General features: G+C 71.6%; 20 protein-coding genes. 12 read left to right on the top strand and 8 right to left on the bottom strand.

Annotation, left to right across the window (positions count from 1 at the left end; translation table 11 throughout):
• The first annotated feature begins 32 nt into the window (after window positions 1-32).
• On the top strand, window positions 33-710 hold the full coding sequence (locus JNB61_RS06855; RefSeq protein ID WP_220339159.1) for a DNA-3-methyladenine glycosylase: 678 nt from the start codon (window positions 33-35) through the stop codon (window positions 708-710).
• Here the strand turns inward: JNB61_RS06855 and JNB61_RS06850 are convergent.
• On the bottom strand, window positions 694-6,015 hold the full coding sequence (locus tag JNB61_RS06850; protein ID WP_220339158.1) for an SCO7613 C-terminal domain-containing membrane protein: 5,322 nt from the start codon (window positions 6,013-6,015) through the stop codon (window positions 694-696). The two genes, JNB61_RS06855 and JNB61_RS06850, sit on opposite strands and share 17 nt — an antisense overlap.
• 389 nt (window positions 6,016-6,404) lie before the next feature.
• Between JNB61_RS06850 and rpmB the strand changes: the two genes are divergently transcribed.
• The 5 genes from rpmB to JNB61_RS06825 all read left to right on the top strand — a co-directional run bounded on the left by rpmB (window position 6,405) and on the right by JNB61_RS06825 (window position 9,827).
• A complete protein-coding gene (rpmB, locus tag JNB61_RS06845) occupies window positions 6,405-6,641 on the top strand; it encodes a 50S ribosomal protein L28 (RefSeq protein WP_116195225.1) in 237 nt (78 codons plus the stop codon).
• Entirely contained in the window at window positions 6,641-6,811 is a 171-nt protein-coding gene (rpmG, locus tag JNB61_RS06840) for a 50S ribosomal protein L33 (protein WP_018173550.1), read from the top strand. Before rpmB ends, rpmG begins: the two co-directional genes overlap by 1 nt.
• Before the next feature lie 3 nt (window positions 6,812-6,814).
• The gene (rpsN, locus tag JNB61_RS06835) at window positions 6,815-7,120 is read left to right on the top strand and encodes a 30S ribosomal protein S14 (RefSeq protein WP_018173549.1); all 306 of its coding nucleotides are present in this window, start codon (window positions 6,815-6,817) and stop codon (window positions 7,118-7,120) included.
• A 143-nt stretch (window positions 7,121-7,263) separates the two neighbouring features.
• On the top strand, window positions 7,264-8,790 hold the full coding sequence (locus JNB61_RS06830; RefSeq protein WP_308291216.1) for an alpha-N-arabinofuranosidase: 1,527 nt from the start codon (window positions 7,264-7,266) through the stop codon (window positions 8,788-8,790).
• Between the two features lie 35 nt (window positions 8,791-8,825).
• A complete protein-coding gene (locus JNB61_RS06825; RefSeq protein WP_220339156.1) occupies window positions 8,826-9,827 on the top strand; it encodes a LacI family DNA-binding transcriptional regulator in 1,002 nt (333 codons plus the stop codon).
• Window positions 9,828-9,841: 14 nt separating this feature from the next.
• Here the strand turns inward: JNB61_RS06825 and JNB61_RS06820 are convergent, their stop codons facing one another.
• Window positions 9,842-10,708, bottom strand: a complete 867-nt coding sequence (locus JNB61_RS06820) for a potassium channel family protein (RefSeq protein WP_220339155.1) — start codon at window positions 10,706-10,708, stop codon at window positions 9,842-9,844.
• Between the two features lie 113 nt (window positions 10,709-10,821).
• On the opposite strand from JNB61_RS06820, the gene JNB61_RS06815 reads away from it, so the two are divergent.
• Window positions 10,822-11,919, top strand: coding sequence for an alpha/beta hydrolase (locus JNB61_RS06815; protein ID WP_220339154.1), 1,098 nt, complete (start codon window positions 10,822-10,824; stop codon window positions 11,917-11,919).
• A 154-nt stretch (window positions 11,920-12,073) separates the two neighbouring features.
• Here JNB61_RS06815 and JNB61_RS06810 read toward each other — a convergent pair whose 3' ends face one another.
• The gene (locus JNB61_RS06810) at window positions 12,074-12,928 is read right to left on the bottom strand and encodes an alpha/beta hydrolase (protein WP_220291196.1); all 855 of its coding nucleotides are present in this window, start codon (window positions 12,926-12,928) and stop codon (window positions 12,074-12,076) included.
• A gap of 166 nt (window positions 12,929-13,094) precedes the next feature.
• Between JNB61_RS06810 and JNB61_RS06805 the strand changes: the two genes are divergently transcribed.
• From JNB61_RS06805 to JNB61_RS06795, 3 genes are all read left to right on the top strand, one after another.
• On the top strand, window positions 13,095-13,688 hold the full coding sequence (locus JNB61_RS06805; protein ID WP_220291197.1) for a TetR/AcrR family transcriptional regulator: 594 nt from the start codon (window positions 13,095-13,097) through the stop codon (window positions 13,686-13,688).
• 211 nt (window positions 13,689-13,899) lie between these two features.
• Window positions 13,900-14,187 carry an HU family DNA-binding protein gene (locus JNB61_RS06800; RefSeq protein ID WP_109208648.1) on the top strand — a complete coding sequence of 96 codons (288 nt, stop codon included), beginning with the start codon at window positions 13,900-13,902 and terminating at the stop codon, window positions 14,185-14,187.
• A 97-nt stretch (window positions 14,188-14,284) separates the two neighbouring features.
• The gene (locus JNB61_RS06795; RefSeq protein WP_220291198.1) at window positions 14,285-16,264 is read left to right on the top strand and encodes a cytochrome c oxidase assembly protein; all 1,980 of its coding nucleotides are present in this window, start codon (window positions 14,285-14,287) and stop codon (window positions 16,262-16,264) included.
• 3 nt (window positions 16,265-16,267) lie between these two features.
• On the opposite strand, the gene JNB61_RS06790 is transcribed toward JNB61_RS06795, so the two are convergent.
• From JNB61_RS06790 to JNB61_RS06780, 3 genes are all read right to left on the bottom strand, one after another.
• Window positions 16,268-18,043, bottom strand: a complete 1,776-nt coding sequence (locus JNB61_RS06790) for a SulP family inorganic anion transporter (protein ID WP_223214686.1) — start codon at window positions 18,041-18,043, stop codon at window positions 16,268-16,270.
• Between the two features lie 61 nt (window positions 18,044-18,104).
• The gene (locus tag JNB61_RS06785) at window positions 18,105-19,250 is read right to left on the bottom strand and encodes a hypothetical protein (RefSeq protein WP_222855240.1); all 1,146 of its coding nucleotides are present in this window, start codon (window positions 19,248-19,250) and stop codon (window positions 18,105-18,107) included.
• Window positions 19,251-19,329: 79 nt separating this feature from the next.
• Entirely contained in the window at window positions 19,330-20,163 is an 834-nt protein-coding gene (locus tag JNB61_RS06780) for an NAD(P)/FAD-dependent oxidoreductase (protein WP_220339152.1), read from the bottom strand.
• A 53-nt stretch (window positions 20,164-20,216) separates the two neighbouring features.
• Between JNB61_RS06780 and JNB61_RS06775 the strand changes: the two genes are divergently transcribed.
• Both JNB61_RS06775 and JNB61_RS06770 read left to right on the top strand, forming a co-directional pair.
• A complete protein-coding gene (locus JNB61_RS06775) occupies window positions 20,217-20,702 on the top strand; it encodes a MerR family transcriptional regulator (RefSeq protein ID WP_220339151.1) in 486 nt (161 codons plus the stop codon).
• A 9-nt stretch (window positions 20,703-20,711) separates the two neighbouring features.
• On the top strand, window positions 20,712-22,076 hold the full coding sequence (locus JNB61_RS06770; RefSeq protein WP_159840904.1) for an ATP-dependent DNA helicase: 1,365 nt from the start codon (window positions 20,712-20,714) through the stop codon (window positions 22,074-22,076).
• Between the two features lie 14 nt (window positions 22,077-22,090).
• On the opposite strand, the gene JNB61_RS06765 is transcribed toward JNB61_RS06770, so the two are convergent.
• Both JNB61_RS06765 and JNB61_RS06760 read right to left on the bottom strand, forming a co-directional pair.
• Window positions 22,091-22,759, bottom strand: coding sequence for a biliverdin-producing heme oxygenase (locus JNB61_RS06765; protein WP_159840906.1), 669 nt, complete (start codon window positions 22,757-22,759; stop codon window positions 22,091-22,093).
• Between the two features lie 30 nt (window positions 22,760-22,789).
• Entirely contained in the window at window positions 22,790-23,155 is a 366-nt protein-coding gene (locus tag JNB61_RS06760; RefSeq protein WP_220339150.1) for a DUF2470 domain-containing protein, read from the bottom strand.
• Window positions 23,156-23,232 lie beyond the last annotated feature (77 nt).

Below are 23,232 nucleotides of genomic sequence, written 5' to 3'. Positions count from 1 at the left end.
GTTGCGTCGGCGCGCGGACGTAGACTCGGCCCATGGCGCGGGATCCCTGGCGCGCGGCGACCCGCGCAGACCTGCAGGGCCTTCCGGCCGACGTGGCGCCGCGCCTGCTCGGGGCGCGCCTGACGACCGTGGTCGAGGGCGAGACGGTGGCGGTGCGCCTCACCGAGGTCGAGGCATACCACGGCCGCGGAACGGGGCCGGTGCCCGATCCGGGCTCGCACGCCCGCATGGGACCCACCGCCCGCAACGCCACCATGTGGGGTGAACCGGGGCACCTGTACGTGTACCTCAGCCACGGCATCCACTCCTGCGTCAACGTCGTGTGCGGCCCCGAGGGGGTCGCCGGCGGTGTGCTGCTGCGGGCGGGCCGGGTGTTGGAGGGGACGGATGCTGCGACCCGCCGCCGACCGGCGGCACGCACGCCGCGCGACCTGGCTCGCGGACCCGGCCGGTTCGGCGACGCGGTGGGGCTGCGGCATCCGGTGCACGACGGCATCGATGCGGTCACCGGTATGCCGCTGCACGGCGCGGTGGCCCGGCTCGAGCTGCTCGCCGAGCCGCTTGCCGAGGTTGCGTCGGGGCCGCGCGTCGGGGTGGCCGGCATCGCCGGCACCGGCGTGTTCCCGTGGCGGTACTGGATCCCCGGCGATGAGACGGTGTCGCCGTTCCGCTGGGGGCGCGGCGCGCGCGAGATCAGCGAAGCGACGTGACCGCGGCGACGGTGGTGCGCAGCGCCTTCATGTTCTTCTCGTAGCGGGCGGCCATGAAGATGAGCAGCGCGCCGCCGAGGCCGAGCCACAGCCACCATGGCACCGCGACGTAGGCGGTGGAGATCCACGGCCACAGCTGGGCGACCCCGTGCACGATCAGCACCACGGCCCCGAGCAGGAGCGGGGCCTGCAGCCGGTAGATCGCCCCGACGACGACCATCGCGAGTGCCACGACGCCGAGCGACACCATGCGCCACAGCTCGGGCTCCCCCGGCCAGGGCTCGCCCGTGGCGCCCGAGATCGCCGACCCGCCGAAGTCGTGCAGCAGCGACGGCACCGTCAGCAGCGCCAGCCACGGGCCGAGTGTCGGCCAGGTGCGCGACCGGGGTGCACGGCGCAGAGTGCGCACGCCGTACGCGATCCCGCCCAGCGCGGGCGGAACGGTGACGAGCTCGAGGGGCCGGACGTCTCCGACCGTGAGTGCCACGACGCCGAAGCCCGCGCCCGCGAGGGCGGCCGCGAGCGGGAGCACCAGACCGAGGCGGGCGCGGGCGGCGGTGCCGACGACCACCGCGGCGGTCAGGGCCGACATCACCGCGGCGGTGCGCAGCTCATCGCCGGTGCGCTGGACGAGCAGCAGCTGCAGCTCGGCGAGGGCGAACAGCACCGAGGCGACGGCGAAGCCGGCGCCGGCAGTCAGGCCGACGGCGCGCGACGGCGTCGCGCGCAGCGCCGCGAGGGCGACCGCGCCCGCGATCCCCGCGCCGGCCACTGCCCAGAGGTCCGGCTCCAGGCCGCCGGCGGGTGCGATCTCGACGAACCGCACGCCGCACGCGACCAGCGCGACGACGAGCCCGCCCACGGCGAGCACGCCCCCCAGCGGCGCCCAGCGGCGCAGGCCCAGCACTGAGGCGCCTGCGACACCGAGGACGCCGCCGATGACGGCGGTCATGGCCGTGAGCACGAGGTCCGCCTCGGGGCGGGTCAGTGACATCGCGACGAGCAGAGCGGTGCCGGCACCGGCCAGGACGGCCGCGCCTCGGGAGCCGCCACGCGTCGCCCCTCGCGCCGTCAGCAGCACCGCCACCGCGACGGCGCCCAGGCCCGCGACGATCGCCGCCGAGGCGTCCCCCTCGACGCCGGGCGGCACGAGCCCGCGCAGCCCCATCGCGACGGCGGCGAGGGCGAGCAGCATCGCCGTCGGCGTGCGCAGGCTCCAGACGTCGATGAACCGCGGCGTCCGCGGCGCGGGAGGTGCGGCCGGGGGTCCGCCGGGGGCGCCGGCCGGCGCGCCGGCGAGGGCGCCGGCCGGCGGTGCGTACGCCGGCGGCGCAGCGACGCTCGCCACGTCGACCGGCTCCGCGTCGTTCGGCCCCTCGCGCGTGGGCTCGCGCAGCGCGGCCGCTCCGGCTGCCGCAGCGAGGGTGAGCGCCACGTAGACCCAGACGCGCGCGGGTTCCGCCGCGACGAGGAGACTCGGCGCCGTGGCGAGCACGAGACCCGCGATCCACGCGGGGCCTTCGGCGCCGGGCCACACGGTGCCGGCCCGCCGGCGGCGCAGCATGCCCAGCGCGGCGCCGACGAGACACATCGCTGCCACGGGGAGCGACACCGCCTCCACCTCGGTAGCCACGCCCAGGAACCAGCCCGCGACGCCGACGACGAAGGCGCCCGCGAGCGAGATCCAGCGGGTGGCGCCGGTCAGCGGCAGGCGGTCGAGCCCCGCCGCCGAGAGATGCAGGGCGGCGAGCATGATGATCGTCCCGGCGACGATGCGCGGTTCGTCGGCGACGGGCACGATCGCCACGACGGCGGCGATGAGCGCCGCCGGAGGGACGATGAGCGCGTACAGTCCCGACGACAGCCTGGCGGGCCGCCCGCGCATCATTCCCCAGCCCGACGCGTACGAGACGGCGACCAGCAGCACGAGCCACAGCACCTGCGACCCCTGCCCCTCGAAGGCACGCTCGACGGCGACGAGTCCGATCCCGATCACCGCGACGGCAGCACCGAGCGGAGCGGCCGGACGGATGCTGCGCACCTGCGTGAACGACAGCGCCAGGCACACCGCCACCGCGGCGAGCGCGACGATCACGCCCCGCAGCGGCTCTCCGGTCCACCCCTCTACGGCGGGCGCCCAGAGGCCGAGGGCGAGCCCGCCGGCCAGCGCGATGCTCGCCTCGACACGGCGGCGCAGCCGCGCCAGGAGCGCCGCGAAGACCACGAGCAGCACCGCCGGCGGCACCGCGTACGTCTCCATGGTGTACGACGTGCCGGGGGTCCCCGCGTCGAGCAATGACCACCACGCCGCGATCGCCGCGACGACCGCCGGCCACGCCAGTAGCCGGCGGGGGGCGTCGAGGAGCAGCATCCCATCGCGCTTCGTCGCGAAGCGATCGTCGGACGGATCGGCCGCGAGCACCCCCACCCAGCCCCGGGACACGGATGCCGCAGCGAAGCCGAGTGCGACGAGCGCGAGCGCGGCCCACGCGAGTACGGGCGACACCGTCCACACGACGACGAGCACGGTGAGGGCCGCGCCGAGGTCGGCGGCGAGCCGGCGGAGCCCGGTGGGCAGCGGTCGGGCCGGCGCCGTGGCGTCGACGGCCGGGGACGCGGGTGCCGGTGGAGCCTCGTTGCCGCCGCGGCGCCGGAGCACGTCGAGCGCCGAGACGAGTGGCACGACGACCGCAGCGGCGGTGAGGGCGAGCGGTGCCCAGTCCGCATCGCGCAGGTCGAGGGCGCCGAGGACGTCATACGCCGTCGCAGCGGCCACCGGCGCCGTCAGCGCGGCGGCGAGGATGGTGGGCACTCCGGCGACCCGGGTGATGCCGAATGCGACGGTCGTGAGGCCCGCGAGCAGCAGTGCGCCGCGCGCGACGCCGAGCCCGGGCTCGCCGATCGCGGCGAGCAACGCGTTCGGCGAGACATCGGTGCCCGTCGTCACCGCCGTGAGCGCGCCGATGAGGCTGAACGCCACGAGCACCTCGGCGGCGACGGCCAGCGCGACGCGGCTCGCAGGTTCCACCGGCAGCGCGATCGCGGCGATGAGGGTCGCGAGGGCCACCCACTGCAGCAGCGCCGCGATGACGGGGCCCGTCTCGCCGGTCAGACCCGTCACCGCCGCGATGGCGCTGGGGGCCAGCGCCGTCGACAGCGCGGCGACGGCGACCGGTGCGATGGCTGCCGCGACGGCGGCGATGTCGGTCGGCCGCAGCACGATCCGCAGGGCGATCGGGTACGCCATGGCGACCGCGATCCCGACGAGCCAGAGCCACGGTGTGGCGACCCCGCCGACGTACGCGGTCACGGCGGCGATCCCGCCGGCGACCAGATACCCGACCGGCACTCCGCGCGATGCGAGCCCGGCGTCTGGCTCGGCGTCGGCCGGGTCGCCGCGCCGCCTGTCACGGTGGCGGAGCACTGCCGCGACGGCGACCGCGGCGGCCACCAGCGCCACGGCCATGCCGACGAGCACGGCGGGCACGGCTGTCCGCGCGCCTGCGACCAGGAGGAGAACCGTCGCCGCGATCGGCACGAGCTCGCGCAGCACCGGACGCGCGAGCGTAGGCGCGCCGAACAGGAGCCCCCCGATGAGGGCAGCGGAGATCACCGCGAGCAGCGGTGCCTCGGGCGCCCCGACGGGGAGAGCGAAGGCATCCGTCCGCCACACCGCCCACGAGACGCCGATCGCCGTGACGGCGAGCATGCCCCATCCGAGCACCACGACGGCGAACGACAGCCCCGCGACGATGGCGGACGCGATCGCCGCGGGCAGCCACGCCCGGGTGGCGCGGCGGCTGCGCACGACGTCGACGGCCACCGCGACGAGCACAGCGAGCACGGGCGCGACGAGCACGCCGTACACCGGGAGGTCGCTGCGGAGGGCGAGCTGCCAGCCCGCGAGACCAGCTGCCGCCGCTGCGACCACCGAGCCGACGCCTGAGACCGCGCCTCCCGCGGGCAGCACCGAGCCGTCGACCGGCCGGTGGGCGAGCCACGCGTGCGCGCTGCCGAGCACGACGAGACCGATGCTCGACCAGATCACCACCGGCAGCGCGTCCCCCGTGAAGAACGCCGCGGTGACGGCCGCCGCCACCAGCGCGCCCACCCCGCTCAGGGCGAGCACGAGGCGCTCGGCCACGGCGTCCCCGCCGCGGCGCGCGGACGAGAAGGGCGCGGGGAGCGCGTGCACGAGGCCGCCGGCCGCCGCCCCGAGCAGCCCGGCCGTCAAGGCCTCCGCGGATGGCATCGACGTCAGCCCGCCCACGAGGAATCCGAGTCCCGCGGGCAGGGCGAGCGAGGCGGCGAGGTCGGGTCCGCGCAGGTGCGAGATCCGCGCCCACAGGCGGCCGATCACCGCGACGACGAGAGCCGCCACTCCGGCGTACAGTGCGGCATCGGTGGACCCGGTGCCGAACAGATCGTTCGCCCGCACAGCCCACGCGTCGAGCGCGAGCAGGCCCACGCCGAGCACGCCGATCCCTTCCGCCGTCGCCCCCAGATCCCGGCGGCGCAGCCACGACGCCAACGCGATCGTGGCGAGCGTGATGCCGCCGATGATGAGCGCCCGCACCGCGATGCCGGCGACGAACCACGCCAGCAGCAGGAAGAACACGGCGGCGACGCCGACCAGCGAGACGCCGACGATCAGCAGCAGCACCGGCACGGTCAGCCGGCGACGGGGAGCGGATGCCGTCACCGCCGCGGGTGCGGACGAAGCGGGCCCTTGGGGCGCCGAGGCAGCGGGGTACGCCGGTACCGGTGGTACCGGCGGAACGACCGGCGGCGAGGGCAGCGGCGGCGCGGGAGGTATCGGCGGCGCGCCGGCTGCGGTGGATCCGAAGTTCGTCGTGGATTCCGCCGCCGTCACCAGCTCGATCGAATCCGGCGCGGTGGTGGAGGCGCTTGCCGACCCGGTGATGAGGGGTACGGCGCCGGTCGGCGGTGCAAAGTCGCTGAAGGGATTCTCGGCCGCGGGCGCCAGGTGCACGGAGACGTGTTCTGCCGCGACGGCCGCCGGCGACGCTCCCAGCGTTGCGGGCGCAGCATCCGTCGTCGTCACGAGAGCCCTCGCGTGTGCGAGGCGGATGTCGTCGATCAGCTGCTGGCGCGAAAGCTCCAGGGTGAGCATCTCGCGGCCGATCTCCAGCACGCGCGGCGCGCGCGCGTCGGTCAGCGCGAAGCCGCACTCCGCGCACACGGGCGCTGTGACGACGGTGAAGCACGACGGGCACCGGTGCGCGTCGGCGAGATCGTAGGGAGACGCGGGCCACAAGGGACCGTCGTCGGGCGATTCGCTCATGTCCTGCCCCTCTCCGGGATTGCGAACATGTTCCACCCGGTACACGTCCCCGCCCGGGATTTTGTGGGCGAACACAGCGTGGCGGGCCGCCGATGGCCGCTGTCTTGGAGCAACTCCGAAGACGCATTCCGATGACGGAATGCAGGCGTGTGACGGCCGCCGTGCTCATCAGCCTGCTCAAGCTCCTGCTCGGGGGCATGCGCGTGCGCCGGCGGCGCCAGGAGCGACACGCCGCCCGTGCTAGACTGACTCTTTGTCTGCGCGCCTCCAGCACGCAGTACGTATCCCACATCAGATCGCGGGCCTTCACCGGCCGGGTCGGGCGCGGGGTGCAGACAAGGGATCTTGGGTGGGGCCGTCCGGCTCCACGGTACTAAGGAGACATCACTATGGCAGCAGTGTGCCAGGTGACTGGAGCAGTTCCCGGCTTCGGTCACAACATCTCGCACTCGCACCGCCGGACGAAGCGCCGCTTCGACCCGAACGTGCAGAAGAAGACCTACTTCGTTCCGTCGCTGGGTCGCAGCATCAAGCTCAACGTCTCGGCCAAGGGCATCAAGGTCATCGACGCCCGCGGCATCGAGGCGGTCGTCCGTGACCTCCAGGCGAAGGGTGTGAAGCTCTGATGGCCAAGAAGGCACAGGACGTCCGTCCGATCATCAAGCTGCGTTCGACCGCCGGCACGGGTTACACCTACGTGACGCGCAAGAACCGCCGCAACAACCCCGACCGCATCGTGCTCAAGAAGTACGACCCGGTCATCCGCAAGCACGTCGATTTCCGAGAGGAGCGTTGATCCATGGCTAAGAAGAGCAAGATCGCGCGCAACAAGCAGCGCCAGGAGGTCGTCGACCGCTATGCGGCGAAGCGTCTCGAGCTGAAGAAGGCGCTCGTTTCGCCGACGTCGACCGACGAGGAGCGCGAAGCCGCTCGCGTGGGCCTGCAGAAGCTGCCCCGCAACGCGTCGCCGGTCCGCCTGCGTTCGCGCGACGTCATCGACGGCCGCCCCCGCGGTGTCCTCACGAAGTTCGGCATCTCGCGTGTCCGCTTCCGTGACATGGCGCACCGTGGCGAGCTGCCCGGCGTGACCAAGTCGAGCTGGTAAGCCTCACAGGCCGTTGAGCCTGTCGAAGTGAAGGCCCGGAGTTCCTCGGAACTCCGGGCCTTCCGCCTTTCATGTCGACATCGGTCTCCAGCGTGTGTATCGTTACAAACCTCCACCACCCCATGTTTCGAAGGAGAAACCCCGTGCCCGACCTCCGCGCTCGCGCCGTCGTCGACCTGGACGTCCCCGGTCCGGTCATCAGCCGCCACCTCTACGGCCACTTCGCCGAGCATCTGGGGCGCTGCATCTACGGCGGCTTCTACGTCGGCGAGGACTCCTCCATCCCCCACGAGCGCGGCATCCGTCTCGACGTGGTCGAGGCGCTGAAGGGCATCGGCATCCCGAACCTCCGCTGGCCGGGCGGCTGCTTCGCCGACGAGTACCACTGGCGTGACGGGATCGGCCCGAAAGAGTCGCGGCCGCGCATGGTCAACACCCACTGGGGCGACGTCGTCGAGAACAACCACTTCGGCACCCACGAGTTCATGGACCTGTGCGAGATGCTCGGCGCCGACGCGTACGTCAGCGGGAACGTCGGCAGCGGCAGCGTGCAGGAGATGAGCGACTGGGTCGAGTACCTCACCCGCGACGGCGACAGCCCCATGGCGAGCCTGCGCCGCGAGAACGGCCGCGACGAGCCCTGGAAGGTGCCGTTCTGGGGCATCGGCAACGAGGCCTGGGGCTGCGGCGGCAACTTCACCGCCCCGCAGTTCGCCTCCGAAGCGCGTCGTTACGCGACCTTCTGCCGAGACCACGGCGACAACAAGCTCTACCGCATCGCCGCCGGCGCGTCCGACGACGACGTGACCTGGACGACGGCGCTCATGGAGGCGCTCAACTGCCTGGGCTGCCAGCACGACCCGAAGAACATCTTCCAGGCGATCTCGTTCCACTACTACACGGTCGCCGGCACGTGGGAGCACAAGGGCAGCGCCACCTCGTTCTCGACCGACGACTACTACTCGACGATGTCGAAGGCACAGGACGTCGAGCGGGTCATCAGCGCGCACGCGCGGATCATGGACGCCTACGACCCCGGCAAGAAGGTCGGCCTCGTGCTCGACGAGTGGGGCACGTGGTGGGACGTCGAGGAGGGCACGAACCCCGGCTTCCTCTACCAGCAGAACACCGTGCGCGACGCCCTCGTGGCCGCCGTGCACTTCGACGCGTTCCATCGCAACGCCGACCGCCTCGTGATGGCCAACATCGCACAGACGGTGAACGTGCTGCAGGCGATGCTGCTGACGGACGCCGAGACCGGAGCGCTCGTCCTCACGCCGACGTACCACGTCTTCGAGATGAGCCGCGGCCACCACGATGCGACGTCGCTCGCCGTGCACGTCCTCGAGGCTCCCGAGCTCCGCGAGGCGGATGGCCGATCGCTTCAGGTGGTGTCGGCGTCGGCCAGCACCACGGGCTCGACGGCGCTGCTGTCGCTGAGCAACCTCGACGCCGAGGCATCCCTCACCATCGAGGTCGACCTCCGCGGCCGTGCCGTGACGTCCGCGACCGCCCGCGTGCTCACGGGCGACTCCGCCGCCGCGCACAACACGGCCGAGGCGCCGGATGCCGTAGCCCCGGTCGCGCTCGACACCGAGCTCGACGGCGGCACACTGAGGGTGACGCTGCCGGCGCACTCGTTCGCGACGGTGTCGATGGAACTGGCGTGATGGGGCCGACCGGCGGCCACGGATAGAGTTCAGCCATGGCCACCCTGCACGACGTCGCCAGGGCAGCGGGCGTCTCGCCGATGACCGTGTCGAACGTGCTCAACAAGCATCCGCACGTTCGCGCGGAGACGCGCGAGCGCGTCCTCAAGGCGATCGACGAGCTGGGCTATCGCGTGAACGTCGCCGCGCGCAATCTCCGCGCGGGGCGAACCGACACGATCGGGTTCGCCGTGCCGGAGGTGGACTCGCCCTACTTCGGGCAGCTGGCCTCCCGCATCATCGCGAAGGCGCACGACGCGGGCTACCGCGTCGCGATAGAGCGGACCGGCGCCGACCGCGAGAACGAGCTGTCGGCGATCACCTCGTCACGCACGCGGATGTACGACGGGCTGATCCTCTCGGCGGTCGGGCTCGGCACGGCCGACCGCGAGCTGCTCAACACCGACGTGCCCATGGTGGTCCTGGGTGAGAGCATGGCCGACGCGCCCGTCGACCACATCGCTCTCCCGAACGAAGCGGGCACCTACGCCGCGACCGCGCATCTGGTCGATCGAGGCTGCCGGCGGATCGCGATCGTGCAGGGCGAAGACCAGAGCCGGCTCAGCGTCACGTCGCTGCGGCACGCAGGCTATCGACGGGCCCTCGCGGATCGCGGCATCGAGGCCGACGACGCGCTGGTGATCGGGCGGCGCCACCTCTCCATCGAGGACGGCCGCAGCGCCGCGCACGAGCTCGTCGACGGCGGGGCCGCGTTCGACGGCGTCGTGTGCATCACCGACACCGTGGCGCTGGGTGTCCTCCGCGGACTCGCTGATCGCGGGCTGTCGGTGCCGGGCGATGTGCGGGTGGTGGGCTTCGACGACATCCTCGAGGCGCGCTACAGCGTACCCAGCCTCACCACGATCGACCCCGACCGGGACGAGGTGGCCCGCCTCGCGGTCGACCTGCTCCTGACGCGGATCGCCGGGAGTCCGGGCTGGCAGCCGCACGACCACGTGACCGGCTTCCGGCTGGTCGAGCGGGAGTCGACCGCGTGAGGCGGTGAGCCGCGTCACGACAGCGCGTGACCGTGGCTGCCCGCGGCCGCCCGCAGCACGTCATCCGTCGACTCGCCGGTGATGTGCGGGTACTGGTCTGCGAGCACGCGCGCGAGCTCGTCGAGCACGTGCGAGAGCACGGCGCCGGCGGCGCGCACGTCGGGGTCGCCCGCCGCCAGTGCCGCGTCCCGCAGCTCGATCGCGTAGCCGCTGGCGCGCGCGGCCGAGAGCCGCTCGTCGTGCTCCGTGAAGTAGAAGATCTCGGTGTTCTGGACGAGGTCGGCGGTCAACTCCGCGAGAGCGCGTGTGACGGACGCGATGACGGATGCTGCGAACCGCGGCGACACCGTGGGCGGCAGGGTCGTGAGGCCCGACGTGTGAAGGCTCGTCAGCTCGACGGCCAGCGCGCGGCGCCGCGCGAGCGCCGGGTACAGCTGCATGAACCACGAGACCGAGGCCGACAGCAGCGCGAAGCCCGTGAGCGCCTCCAGCGGCGACAGGAGGCGGATGAGGGGCTGGGCCGGCACCACGTCGCCGAGGCCGAGCGTCGTGAGGGCGACGAGCGAGTAGGTCACCGACTCGAGGAACGGGTTGTAGTCAGCGGGCTCGACGCCGCTGTACGAGAATCCGGCGGGGATGTGCGGGAGGTAGACAAGTGCCCAGCCGAGGGTCACCAGCACGATCCAGACGGCGATGGTGGCGAGGATGGTGAGCGGCCCGCCGGCGGTGACCCGGCGACGTCGTCGAGACAGCGACCAGGTCGCCCGGAACACGAGCGTCGTCAGCCGTCCCGTCGATGCCGGGCGCAGCAGCGTGTGGAACACGTCGTTGAGCGCGATGGCGATGAGGATGACGCCGGCGATGGTGCTGACCACGGCCATGGCCTCACACTATTCGCCCGCGGCGGGGATCGGACAGGTCATCGCATGGACTCCGGATCCCTCGTTTGTCAACCGATGCGCGTGCGCCCGGCGACGGGCGGGAGGATGGATCCATGCCTCTGGACCCGTTCTTCGAAGAGCGCCTGCGAGTGCACCGCAAGTACATGTTCGACCAGGCGATGAGCACCGTGAGGACACGCCTCACTGCGCTCTGGCCGTTCAGCCGCGTGCCGATCGTCCCGGCAGCGGCGTCGACCGACACGGATGCGAAGTCCGCGAAGAAGGCGAAGACCGCACCGGCGCTCGGCCCGCATGCCCGGGCCCGCGCGCGGCACCGTCGCGCGGCTCTCGCGTGGGACCGCACCGAGCTCAGCACGGTCGGCACCCCCGGGCCCGAGGTCCGCATCACCGAGCACGAGATCGCCGTGCCGGGGTATCCGTCCGTGCGGGTGCGGATCTACCATCCTTCGGTCGTGGGAGATGCGCCGGTGCCCGCCGTGCTGGCGTTCTTCGGCGGCGCCTTCCGCATCGGGGGCATCGATTATCCGACAACGGATGCTGCGTACCGCCGCCGCTGCGTCGACGCCCACGTCGCGATCGCCGCTGTCGACTACGCCCTCGCGCCCGAGCACCGCTACCCGGTGCAGATCGAGCAGGGGTACGCGGCACTGGACTGGCTGTTCGCCTCCGCAGGCGAGGTCGGCGTCGACCCCAGCCGCATCGGCGTGATGGGCGTCTCCGCCGGCGGCAGCCTCGCCGCCGCGCTCACGCTCGTGAACCGCGATCGCGCGAAGCACCGGCTCGCGCTGCAGGTGCTGGAGGTGCCGGTCGTCGACCTCACCGGCGCCCATATGGACCTCGGTGCGATGCGCGCGCTGCGCATCCCGCGCTTCCTCACGACGCGGGAGCTGCGCTCGGTCGCCCGGACCTACCTCGCGCGCGCCGCCGACGCACGGGAGGCGTACGCGTCGCCGTTGCGCGCCGCGTCGCACGAAGGGCTGCCGCCGGCGGTCATCCTCACCGCCGAGTACGATCCGCTGCGCGGCGACGGTGACGCGTACGGGGCCGCGCTGCGCCGGGCCGGCGTCGACGCGAGCGTGGTGCGATACCAGGGCGTGACCCACGACACCCCGATCTTCACGGGTGCGCTTCCGGCGGCCCGCCGTTGGCACGACGACGTGGTGACGGCGCTGCGGCGCCTCCACGCCTGAGGCAGGGCGAAGGCCCGGGGATCCGAAGAACCCCGGGCCTCTGCGTCCCACCGCGGACACCGGCCGGGACACCACCCGACCGCCGAACCACCAGATGCGACTGGGAGCTCGACGACCGGGTGCTGTCGCCGCGGCGCGGGGGCGCAGCATCCGTCTACTGTGCCGCCTCCGCCTCGGAAGCCGCCGCCGTCTCGCGCACCTGGTGGGTGGTGGCCCACTGGAGTGCGTAATCGGCGATCTCCTCCCAGCCGTCCTGGCTCACCAGGCGGTGGGTGCGGCCGGCGTACTCCTTGTACTCGACGATCGCGGGGCTGCCGGTCTTCTGGTACTTCTTCACGACGGCCTTGCCGATCGCCGGCGGCACGACATGGTCGATCTCGCCGGTGATGATGAGCAGCGGCGCGCGGTCGGTGCGGCCGTAGTCGACGTGCGTGACGCCGCCCTTCTCGTTGAACACCGACGAGACGCCCTCGAAGAACACGCGGTTGTAGGAGTTGACCGCGTACTCCTCCCAGAGCTTGTCGGACTCCTCGCGCGGCAGGTCGTTGCCGAACGTGAAGTGGAAGTGGCGCTTCGAGAGCGGCTTGGCGCCGTTGATGCCGAACGGGTTCGAGAGGATCGGCGTGCCGGTCCACAGCGTCGACAGCGGCAGCGTGGTGACGCCGGCGGTCTGTCCGGGAGCGACGCCGACGTAGGCGACGCCGAGACCGCGGTCCGCGAGCATCTGCGTGAGGACTCCCCCGAAGGAGTGACCGATGATGATCGGCTTCTCCGGGAGCTCGCGGATGATGCGCTCGTAGTTGTCGGCGATCTGCTTCAGGCCGATCCCCTTGAGCGCCTCGGGGTTCTTCCGGATGTCTTCGACGGTGCGGTCGTCGATCCCGGGCCAGCCCGGGACGATGACCTGGTGCCCGGCGGCGCGGAAGCGCTCGGCCCATGTGTCCCAGCTCTTCGGGGTCATCCACAGGCCGTGGATGAGGACGATCGGGGTCTTGGTCGTGGTGTTCATTTCGTGCTCCTTGGGTGGTGTTGCGGTGGTTCGGTCGGGGTGTCGGATTCCGGATCCTGGTGTGTCTCCGGCTGATGCATCCGATGGTAGACCGAACGTTCTATCTACGCAAGACTATTCCCGAGATTTCTGAAATGGCACGATGGAGGGACCTGAGGGGGGAACCATGAGCACCACGAGCGCCGCGACCGCCGCGGCAGCCCACTCGTCGCCCGCGCGTCAGCGACTGCTCGACGCCGCGACGCAGCTCTTCTACAACGAGGGCATCCACTCGGTGGGGGTCGACCGCATCATCGAGGAGGCCGGCGTCACGCGGGCCACCATGTACAAGCAGTTCGCGGGCAAGGAAGGCCTCGTGCTCGCCTACCTCGAGGGCGAAGACGAGGGCCTGCGAGGGCTGTTCGCCCAGGCCGCCCAGGCATCGGACGACCCCGATGCGCTGCTCGACCTCGTCGTCGCGGGCATCGAACAGGACATCCGCGATCGCCACACCCGCGGCTGCCCGTTCATCAACGCCGCCGCCGAGTATCCGGACGAGGGACCGGTGCGCGCCCTCATCGCCGACCACCGCGAGTGGTTCCGCGAGACCCTGCGGCGGCTGGCCGAGGGTGCCGGGCTGCGGGACCCCGAAGGGGTGGCCGCGTCCCTCGTCCTGCTGCGCGACGCCGCGCTCGTCGGCGGCTACCTCGACGGGCAGGATCGGGTCGGCCCTGCGTTCGCGCGCACTGCGCGCGACCTCATCGCCGCGCACAAGGCCTGAACGCTCTCGGCGTAATCGAGGCTCACGAGTCACTTCCGTCACTCTTTTCACACGACACGCGGTCCTAATCCGCGGAAATCCGCAGAAATACGCGGATGCGGCGGCCAGGTCAGGTACATTCGGGACCGGTCGATAGGACCAGCCGGGGGGCGAAGCCAACCGGTCCGAGCAATGACAAGACGGCACTCGTCGTCTTTGGAGGACATACCAAATGGCCGACAAGACCATCACCAAGACCGAGCTCGTCGCGAGCATCGCGAGCGCGACCGGCCAGAGCCAGTCCGCCGTCTCTGGCGTGCTCGACTCCCTCTTCTCCACCGTCTCCGACGCGGTCGCCGCCGGCAGTAAGGTCTCGATCCCGGGCTGGCTCGCGTTCGAGCAGGTCGCCACCTCGGCTCGCACGGGGCGCAACCCGCAGACCGGCGAGGAGATCAAGATCCCCGCGGGCAAGCGCGTCAAGGTCACCGCGGGCTCGAAGCTGAAGGCCGCCGTCAAGTAATCCCGACGCTCCCAGAGGGGATGCCGCACCGCGCGGCATCCCCTCTTCGTCGTCCCGGGCGGGAATCCGCACAGGAACCGCGACGTAGTCTTGAGGGGTGAACCCCCGCGCCCTGCGGGCCGCCGGGCCCGTGATCCTCGTCGTGGCCGCGCTCGTGGTCATGGTGTGGGCGCTGGCGTTCGGCGGCGGGGCAGCGCCGCTCGCGATCGCCGATCCCGGGCCCTTCGCCCGCTGGGGCCTGCCGACCGCCAAGCTCTTCGTCAACCTCTCGGCCGCGGGCATGGTCGGCGTGCTCGTGACCGCGCTCTTCACGCTGCGGGCCGGGGATCGCGAATTCGACACCGCCCTCGACACCGCCTCGATCTCGGCCGCCGTGTTCACGATGGCCGCGGCCGCGACCGGCTTTCTCACCTTCGTCGACGCGTTCAACCCCGTCCTCAGCATCGGCCCGGAGTTCGGGGCACAGCTGGGCCGCTTCATCGTCGAGACCGAGGTCGGCCGCACGTGGCTCATCACCACGATCGCCGGCGCCGCGCTCACCGTGCTGACCTTCGCCGTGCGCTCGTGGACCGCGACGTTCTTCGTCGCGCTTCTGGCCGCAGCATCCCTCGTCCCGATGGGCACCCAGGGCCACTCCGGTGAGGAGGCGTTCCACCACGAGGCGATGACCGCGCTGATCCTGCACATCATCGCCGCCGCGGTGTGGCTGGGCGGTCTGCTGCTTCTCGTGGTCGTGCGCCCGCTGCAGTCCCGTGACGACAACATCGCGACGGTCGCCCGCTACTCGAGCATCGCGCTCGCCGCCTTCGTCGTGGTGGCGGTGTCGGGCACCGTGCGCGCGGCGATCGGACTGCAGGACTGGTCGGCACTCGTCTCGCCGTACGGCGTCATCCTCGGCGTGAAGGTGCTGGCGCTCATCGGGCTCGGGCTCCTGGGCGCCTGGTACCGCACGCGCCTCATCGGGAAGATGAAGATCGCGGATGCCGCCACCCGCGCCTTCTGGACGCTCATCGCCTTCGAGCTGGTGCTCATGGGCGTCGCGAGCGGCGCAGCCGCGGCTCTCGCGCGGACTCCCCCGCCGGTCGCGCCGCTGATCCCCGAGACGCCGACGCCGGCCGAGCGCCTGACCGGTGCCCCGCTGCCGCCGGAGCTCACGATCGACCGCTGGTTCACCGCGTGGAACGTCGACCTGCTGTGGGCGGTGATCGCCGGGTTCGCGATCTTCTTCTATCTCGTGGGCGTCTGGCGCCTGCGTCGCCGCGGCGACGCATGGCCGGTGTACCGCACGATCATGTGGGTCGTCGGCTGGCTCCTGCTCGTGTGGGTCACGGGCGGGGTCATCAACGTCTACCAGGACTACCTGTTCAGCATGCACATGGTGGGGCACATGCTGCTGACCATGGCGATCCCGCTGCTGCTCGTGCCCGGCGCTCCCATCACCCTGGCGGCACGCGCGATCCACAAGCGCGACGACGGCACCCGCGGCGGCCGCGAGTGGCTGCTCTGGGCGGTGCACTCGCCGGTGGCCCGGGTGCTCACGAACCCGTTCGTCGCGGCGGGCCTGTTCATCGGCTCCCTGTGGGTCTTCTACTACACCGACCTGTTCCGCTGGTCGCTGTACGACCACCTCGGGCACGAGTGGATGATCGCGCACTTCCTCATCACGGGGTACCTGTTCGTGATGAGCCTCATCGGGATCGACCCTGTGCCCTACCGCCTTCCCTACCCGGGGCGCCTGCTCCTGCTCATCGGCGTGATGGCGATGCACGCGTTCTTCGGCATCGCGATCATGATGCAGGAGGGCCTCATGATCGCCGAGTGGTTCGGCTCCATGGGCCGCACGTGGGGCGCCACGCCGCTCGAAGACCAGTACGCCGGGGGCGGCATCGCCTGGTCGATCGGCGAGATCCCCACCCTCATCCTCGCCATCACGGTGGCCATCCAGTGGAGCCGCAGCGACGACCGCGAGACCCGGCGCCGCGACCGCCACGCCGACCGCACCGGGGACGCCGAGCTCGAGGCGTACAACGCGCGCCTGGCCGCCCTCGCCGAGCGCGACGCGCGCACCGGCGGCTGAGAGCTACTCTTTCCGCCGCCGGCGGGTGTCGTCGCCGCGGAGGGGCGGAGGACCTTCGGGCGCAGCATCCCATTTCGTGCCGCTGATGTCGCTGCGGAGGGTGCCCGTGACATCGTCGACCGCCGCCCCGACCGTCGGGGCGAACCGATCGGGCGTGAACCGGTCGGTGAGGCCGTAGCGGGCGAGGGCGTCGACGACCGGTGACTTCATCTCGGCGATGATGAGACGGATGCCGCGTGCCCGGAGGTACTCGTCGAGCTCCACCAGTTCGTCGGCCGCGGTGGTGTCGATATCGGTGATGGGCTCAGCGGCGAGGATCACGGTGTTCACGTCGGGGCCGGCGGCACGCACCCGCGAGCGCACCCAGTCGTCGAAGATCGCTCCGTTGGCGAAGAACAGCGGCGCGTCGAACCGCACGATCACGATGCCGGGCACCCGCCTTCCCTCGGGGTTGCGCGACAGGTCGTGGTAACCGCGCAGGCCCTCGACACGCCCGAGCTCGGCCCGGTACGGGCGCCAGGAGCGGTTGACGAACGCGATGAAGGAGAGGCCGATCGTGATGACGATGCCCTCGAGCACGCCGAAGACGAGCACCCCCAGGAACGCGGCGGTCGAGAGCACCGCGTCGACGAGATTGATGCGCACCAGCCGCACGACGCCGCGGACGTCTATGAGGCTGACCGCGGCGCTGATCACGACGGCGGCGAGGGTCGCCGAGGGGAGGAATCGGGTGAGATCCGGGAGGGCCAGGATGAACACGATGAGCAGGACCGCGCCCACGACGCCGGTCAGCTGCGTGCGCGCGCCGGCCTGCTCGGCGACCGGGGTGCGCGATGACGACCCCGAGACGGGGAAGCCCCCCAGTGCCCCGCCGGCCATGTTCGCGAGGCCCAGGGCAGCCATCTCCTGGCTGCCGCTGACGCTGTCGCCCCGGCGGGCGGCGAAGGTGCGCGACAGCACCGCGGTGTCGGTGAACGCGATGAGGGCGATGCCGGCGGCCGGGAGCGCCAGGGCCGCGACATCCGCCCACTCCAGCCCCGCGAGGGCGGGTGCGGGAAGGCCCTGCGGGAGGGCGCCGACCACGGGGATCGCGTTCGCCAGGCCCAGCATCGCGACGAGGACCATCGACAGCACCACCACGACGAGGGTCCCGGGTACGCGCACGCGCGAGCGCAGCGCGCGCAGCGCGAAGATCACGACGAGGGAGCCGACGCCGAACGCCGTCGCCACGGGGTCGATCTCTCCCGCCGCGATCGCCTCGACTGTGCCGACGGCCCCCTGCCACAGGGTCGGCGCGTCGACCGAGAAGCCCAGCAGCTTGGGCAGCTGCGAGAGGATGACGATGACCGCGATGGCGTTCAGATAGCCGACGCGGATCGGCTTCGACAGCAGGTCGGTCACGAAGCCCAGACGCACCAGTCCGCCGATCAGCAGGAGCGCGCCGACCATGATCGCGAGCAGCCCCGCGAGCGCGACCGCCTGGCTCTCGTCGCCGAGGGCGAGGGGCAGGATCGCCGCGGCGATGATGGGCGCGAGGGACGAGTCCGGTCCGAGGACGAGAACGCGCGAGGGGCCGAATACCGCGTAGGCGAGCAGTGGAACGATCGTGGCGTACAGGCCGGTGACCGGCGGCAGGCCCGCGACCTCGGCGTAGCCCATGCCCGCCGGGATCAGCAGCGCGGTCACGACGATTCCCGCCCGCACGTCAGGCCACAGCCACGCGCGCTTGTACTCGCGTGCGACGGCGACGGCCGGAATCCAGCGCGCGATGCCTTCCATCGACCTCATCATCGACCCCGGCACCCATCATGGCGGAAAGGGGCTGCGTGAGGGGCGGGCGCTACCTCGTGTCGGGGCCCGTCACGACGATGGTCGCGGTGCCGTCGGGGCGCACGGCGATCGTGCCCTTGACGATGAAGGGGACGTCCTCGCTGACGGCACGCACGCGGCCGTCGAAGAGGGAGCGGATGCCGACGTCGATGTGCGCGACTGCTTCCGCGGCGAGGATCGACCAGCCTGCGCCGTCGGGCTCGACCGCGACGGTCGGCTGCTGTGTGATGGACCACTTCGGCGGCGAGGTGATGCGGTCCTCGACGAAGAAGCCGAACGGGCACGCCGTCGGCTGCAGCACCTCCTGCGTCGCGCACGAGGTGAGGAACTCCTCGACCTTCTCCTGCACCACGCTGAGGAACTTCTCCGTGGGCTGGGCGACCACGTTCACCGGGATGGCGCGGAACGGGCTGTCGGAGAGGACGGCCACGCCGGGCGTGCTCGAGATCGCGGTGTCGACCGACACCGAGTACAGGCCGGGCGAGAACACGAGGAGCGAGACCGGGGCCGAGGGGTCGGCATCCGCCCCGTCCGGCGAGACCTGCCGCTTGTCGATCTCGAAGCCGTTGACGTCGAAGACCATCGAGCCGGTGACGCCGAGGTTCATGACCGCGAGCGGGCTCTTGGCGAACCGCCACGTCGGTGCGAGGCCGATGGAGCCGTCCTGCTCGACCGAGAACGTGGTGCGGCCGTCGTGGCCGCGCGCCGTGTACTCGATCGTGACGCGCGTCACGTCGCCGTCCTGCTCCTCGGAGACCACATGCGCATCGCGGATCGGGGCGAGGGCGGAGCTGCGCAGCAGTGCTTCGGACGCCGTCGGCGGCAGCCCCGCGGCCTCGAGCTCGGCGGAGCTCACCGCGACGCCGGGCACCGCGAGGGCATCGGCGGCCCGCCCTTCCGCAAGCAGCTGCACGTAGCTCTCGACGAAAGCCCTGGGGCTGTAGAACTCCCGCTGGATCACTCCCCACGCGGCGAAGGCAGCGGCGATGAGGAGCACGCCGATGACGCCCAGCAGTGTCAGATCGAGCGCGAGACGGCGGCGCGTGCGTCCCTTGGCAGGTGGCTGGATCACATCCCGCTCGGGGGTTGCGGCGGCGGTGCCGGGGGTCGCCGAGGCGGCCGGAGGCGCACCCGCGCGACCGGACGACGTGTCCATCACCCCCTGGTCCACGCGCCCAGTCTAGGAAAGTGTGGCCGGGAGGCCGCTGTGGACGGCGCGCTTTGGACGGGAAGTCTCAGGGCGTGATCGCGTCGCGCACCGCGCTCGCGCCCGCGAGCTGACCGGAGGCGATGGCGGCGGCCAGCGACACCATGGGGCCGGGCACCGCCGCCACGTGCGCCATGTCACCGCCCGCGTACACGCCGGGCACCGTGGTGCGCCCCATCGCGTCGATCTCCACCCCGCCGCTCGGGAGGACCCTGCAGCCGAGCTGCTCCGCGAACGGCGCGCGCTGCACGGCGGTGGCCGCGGTGAAGACGCCGGCGACGTGCTCGACCGAGCCGTCGGCGAGTGCGAGTTCGAGCCCGCCGTCGACCTCGGAGACCAGCGTCACGTCGGCCGGGCGGGCCAGGAAGGCCGAAGCGACGACGGGGCGCAGCATCCGCTCGATCATCCCGGCGTGCTCGCCGTCGATGAGGATGCCGACCCGTCGGCCGGCGAACTCGTGCCCGTGACAGAACGGGCACTGCGCGACGAGGCGGCCCCACTGCTCCGCGAGCCCGGGGACCGGCGGCAGCTCGTCGCGCATGCCCGTCGCGAGAACGAGGCGCGCGGCGCGCGCGACGCCGTCGGCGGTGACCACGTCGAAGTCGCCGAGTTCGCCCGACACCGAGGTCACCGGCTTCGTGCGCACCGCGACGGTGTCGTACGCGGCGAGCTCGTCCCGGGCGATGCGCCGGAGTTCGGCGGGACTGCGACCGTCGTTGGTGAGGAGGTTGTGGGCGTGCTCGACGGTGCTGTTGCGGTACTCGCCGGAGTCGAGCAGGAGCACGTCGCGGTGCATGCGGCCGATGGTGAGCGCGGCCTGCAGGCCGGCCGGACCGCCGCCGATCACGATGACGTCGTACATGGGGATCCTCTCGTCGGGTTGCGTCTGGAACGATCCTGTGACTTCATGTCGACATGAAGTCAAGTCTGTCGATCGGCGACGCCGCGGCCAGGTTCTCGCTGCCCGCCAGCGTGCTGCGGCACTGGGAGGACGTCGGGCTTCTGGATCCCCAGCGTGACAGCGGCGGGCGGCGCCGTTACGGCGACGACGACCTCGTGCGCATCGGAGTGATCGTGCGCAGCAAGAACGCCGGCATGAGCCTCGAGCAGATCGGCGTGCTCGTGGACGAGCAGGCGCCCGAACGGCATCGCGTGCTCGAGGAGCACCTCGCCGACCTCGACCGCCGCATGGCCGACATGGAGCGCTCCCGACGCATGACGGAGCACGCCCTGCGCTGCCGTTCGCACGACATCACGACGTGCCCGCGGTTCCGGGCGATCATGGAGGAGGTGGTGGCGGGCACGGGGCGGTGGCGTGAGGCCGAGGAGCCGCCTGTGGAGACCGCGGCGGTGTCCACCGATCGCGGCCGGAAGGGCCGGGAGGCGGCATCCGCTCGTTAACATGATTCGGTGAACACTCCGCCTCTGTCTGCCGAGCAGGAGGCGCTGTTCCGGCTCATCGAAGACACCCGCGAGCACGTGTTCGTGACCGGCCGCGCGGGCACCGGCAAGTCGACGCTGCTGCAGCACCTGGCGTGGAACACCGACAAGCAGATCGCGGTGTGCGCGCCGACCGGCGTCGCGGCGCTCAACGTCGAGGGCCAGACGATCCACTCGCTCTTCAAGCTGCCGCTCGGCATCATCGGCTCGCACGACGAGGACCAGTCCGACGCGACCCGCAAGCTCCTCAACGCGATCGACACGCTCGTCATCGACGAGATCTCGATGGTGAACGCCGACCTCATGGACGCGATCGACCGGTCCCTCCGCAAGGCCCGCGGCCGGCGCGGCGAGCCGTTCGGCGGCACGCAGATCGTCATGTTCGGCGATCCGTACCAGCTGGCGCCGGTGCCGCCGCGCGGCGACGAGCTGCGGTACGTGCAGGACCACTACCGGTCGTTCTGGTTCTTCGACGCCAAAGTGTGGGTGGGCGAGGCCGCCACCGACGGCATCCTCGATGTCGGGTCGTACGGGGCCGACCTCAACATCCGCGAGCTCGTCGACATCCACCGCCAGTCCGACCCCGCGTTCAAGGCGATGCTCAATGCCGTCCGGTATGGGCGGGTGACGGCCGACATCGCCGAGGTACTGAACACGACTGGCGCCCGCACTCCCCCGGATCCCCTCGACGGCGAGCACCCCATCATCACGCTCGCCACGCGCAACGACATCGTCAACAACATCAACCGCCGACACCTGAACGAGCTGGTCGGGCGGGAGCAGACGGCGATGGCGGAGGTCAACGGCGACTTCGGACGAGGGGATGCCGCGTACCCGGCCGATCTCGAGCTCAAGCTGAAGGTCGGGGCCCAGGTGATGTTCCTGCGCAACGACACCGCCGCGTTCGGCGAGCCGCCGCGGTGGGTGAACGGCACCATCGGCACCGTCACGCGCATCGCGGGTGAGACCGTGCGCGTCGACGTCGAGGGCGAGGAGTTCGACGTGGAGCCGTCGGTATGGGAGAAGTACCGCTACTCCTACAACCCGGGCTCGAAGGAGCTGACCCGCGACATCGTCGCCGAGTTCACGCAGTTCCCGCTGCGGCTCGCGTGGGCCGTGACGATCCACAAGTCCCAGGGCAAGACCTACGACCGCGCTGTCATCGACCTCGGGTCGGGGGCCTTCGCGCCGGGCCAGACCTACGTCGCGCTGTCGCGGCTGACCTCCCTCGACGGCCTGTACCTGTCCCGCCCGCTGCGACCGCGCGACATCCAGGTCGACCCCGACGTGCGGCGGTTCATGGCGTCCGCGGTCCGGGGGACGCCGGTGGCCTGACTATCGCGCAGCCGTCAGGCGACGTCCGAGGTCGCGGCCTCGGCGGCCTTGGCGGCGGCGAGGTCGTCGAAGAGCTCGGTGTTGAAGCGGTAGGCGAGCAGGACCTCGTCGATCACGCGCTCCTGCTCCGCAGCATCCCACGGGGCCGCGTCGAGCTGCTCGCGGTAGACGTCCTTGAAGGCCTTCGGGTCGGCGATGTCCTCGAAGAGGTAGAAGCCGATGCCGTTCGTGTCGAACCCGAAGCGGCGGGCCATCAGGCGCCCGATGAACTGCCCGCCCGACAGGTCGCCGAGGTAGCGCGTGTAGTGGTGGGCGACGAAACCGCCGGCCCACGTCGCGCCGACCTCGTTGATGCGGTCGACGTAGCGCTTCGTGGTCGGCAGCGGCTCGATGCGGTCGCGCCAGTCGGCACCCACCAGGAACTCGAGGTCGGCCTCGAGAGCGGGCAGGCGAGTGAGCTTGTCGGAGATGAACACGGCCGCGACCGGGTCGTTGCGCATCTGGCCGGCGGTGCGCTCGAGCGCTTCGTAGATGAACCAGTGCTGCACGACGAGCGCGACATAGTCCTCGCGCGTGCCCTCCCCCTTCATGAGGTCGGCCATGAAGCCGGAGTGCTCGCTCGACGAGTGCGAGCTGCTGGAGCGCTCGCGCAGCGCGGCGGAGAACGGGATCGGGTCGCTCATACCTTCATGCTAACTGAAGATAAGGCGAACCTAACCCCTGATTTCCTCACCGTGCGGCCGGGGTTCGATTCCCAGGCGGCGGCACGCCTCGTCGTACAGCGCGACGATCTCACGCCGCACCTCGCGCCTCTCGGTGATCGGTCCGGTCGGCCACGGCACCGCGATCTCGGCCGTCGTGCCATCGGCCAGGGTCGCCTCCCAGACGCCCTGGTCGCCGTCGAAGCCGGTCATCGTCGCGGCGCTGATTTCGGCGCCCTCGATCCCCGCGTCGGCGGCGAACGCGCGCGAGATCAGCAGGTTGTCGTCGGAGTGATCACCGTTCATGTGGCCGAGCACGCCGGTCAGCGCCGCATCGTCGAAGGGGCGCCCGCGGCCGGGCTCAGAAGAACTGGTCATGCCCTCACCCTACGGACCGCCGTTCAACGCAGGCCACGATGGTGTGTTTGAATTCATTGCACGATCATCGGGGGGTG

It is taken from the genome of Microbacterium ureisolvens (assembly GCF_019511645.1).
GTDB classification, from domain to species: domain Bacteria; phylum Actinomycetota; class Actinomycetes; order Actinomycetales; family Microbacteriaceae; genus Microbacterium; species Microbacterium ureisolvens_A.
Note: the sequence above shows the minus strand (reverse complement) of the source record. Positions and strands in the feature narration are given on the sequence as shown.

Bases quoted from the DNA above. Each gene is read 5' to 3' on its own strand.
- rpmG (WP_018173550.1), top strand. From the start codon at position 6,641: ATGGCCAAGAAGGCACAGGACGTCCGTCCGATCATCAAGCTGCGTTCG.
- rpsN (WP_018173549.1), top strand. From the start codon at position 6,815: ATGGCTAAGAAGAGCAAGATCGCGCGCAACAAGCAGCGCCAGGAGGTC.
- JNB61_RS06805 (WP_220291197.1), top strand. From the start codon at position 13,095: ATGAGCACCACGAGCGCCGCGACCGCCGCGGCAGCCCACTCGTCGCCC.
- JNB61_RS06780 (WP_220339152.1), bottom strand. From the start codon at position 20,163: ATGTACGACGTCATCGTGATCGGCGGCGGTCCGGCCGGCCTGCAGGCC.
- JNB61_RS06820 (WP_220339155.1), bottom strand. From the start codon at position 10,708: ATGGCCGTGGTCAGCACCATCGCCGGCGTCATCCTCATCGCCATCGCG.
- JNB61_RS06785 (WP_222855240.1), bottom strand. From the start codon at position 19,250: ATGGACACGTCGTCCGGTCGCGCGGGTGCGCCTCCGGCCGCCTCGGCG.
- JNB61_RS06810 (WP_220291196.1), bottom strand. From the start codon at position 12,928: ATGAACACCACGACCAAGACCCCGATCGTCCTCATCCACGGCCTGTGG.
- JNB61_RS06765 (WP_159840906.1), bottom strand. From the start codon at position 22,759: ATGAGCGACCCGATCCCGTTCTCCGCCGCGCTGCGCGAGCGCTCCAGC.
- JNB61_RS06850 (WP_220339158.1), bottom strand. From the start codon at position 6,015: ATGAGCGAATCGCCCGACGACGGTCCCTTGTGGCCCGCGTCTCCCTAC.
- rpmB (WP_116195225.1), top strand. From the start codon at position 6,405: ATGGCAGCAGTGTGCCAGGTGACTGGAGCAGTTCCCGGCTTCGGTCAC.
- JNB61_RS06775 (WP_220339151.1), top strand. From the start codon at position 20,217: ATGAAGTCAAGTCTGTCGATCGGCGACGCCGCGGCCAGGTTCTCGCTG.
- JNB61_RS06855 (WP_220339159.1), top strand. From the start codon at position 33: ATGGCGCGGGATCCCTGGCGCGCGGCGACCCGCGCAGACCTGCAGGGC.
- JNB61_RS06790 (WP_223214686.1), bottom strand. From the start codon at position 18,043: ATGGAAGGCATCGCGCGCTGGATTCCGGCCGTCGCCGTCGCACGCGAG.
- JNB61_RS06825 (WP_220339156.1), top strand. From the start codon at position 8,826: ATGGCCACCCTGCACGACGTCGCCAGGGCAGCGGGCGTCTCGCCGATG.
- JNB61_RS06800 (WP_109208648.1), top strand. From the start codon at position 13,900: ATGGCCGACAAGACCATCACCAAGACCGAGCTCGTCGCGAGCATCGCG.
- JNB61_RS06815 (WP_220339154.1), top strand. From the start codon at position 10,822: ATGCCTCTGGACCCGTTCTTCGAAGAGCGCCTGCGAGTGCACCGCAAG.
- JNB61_RS06760 (WP_220339150.1), bottom strand. From the start codon at position 23,155: ATGACCAGTTCTTCTGAGCCCGGCCGCGGGCGCCCCTTCGACGATGCG.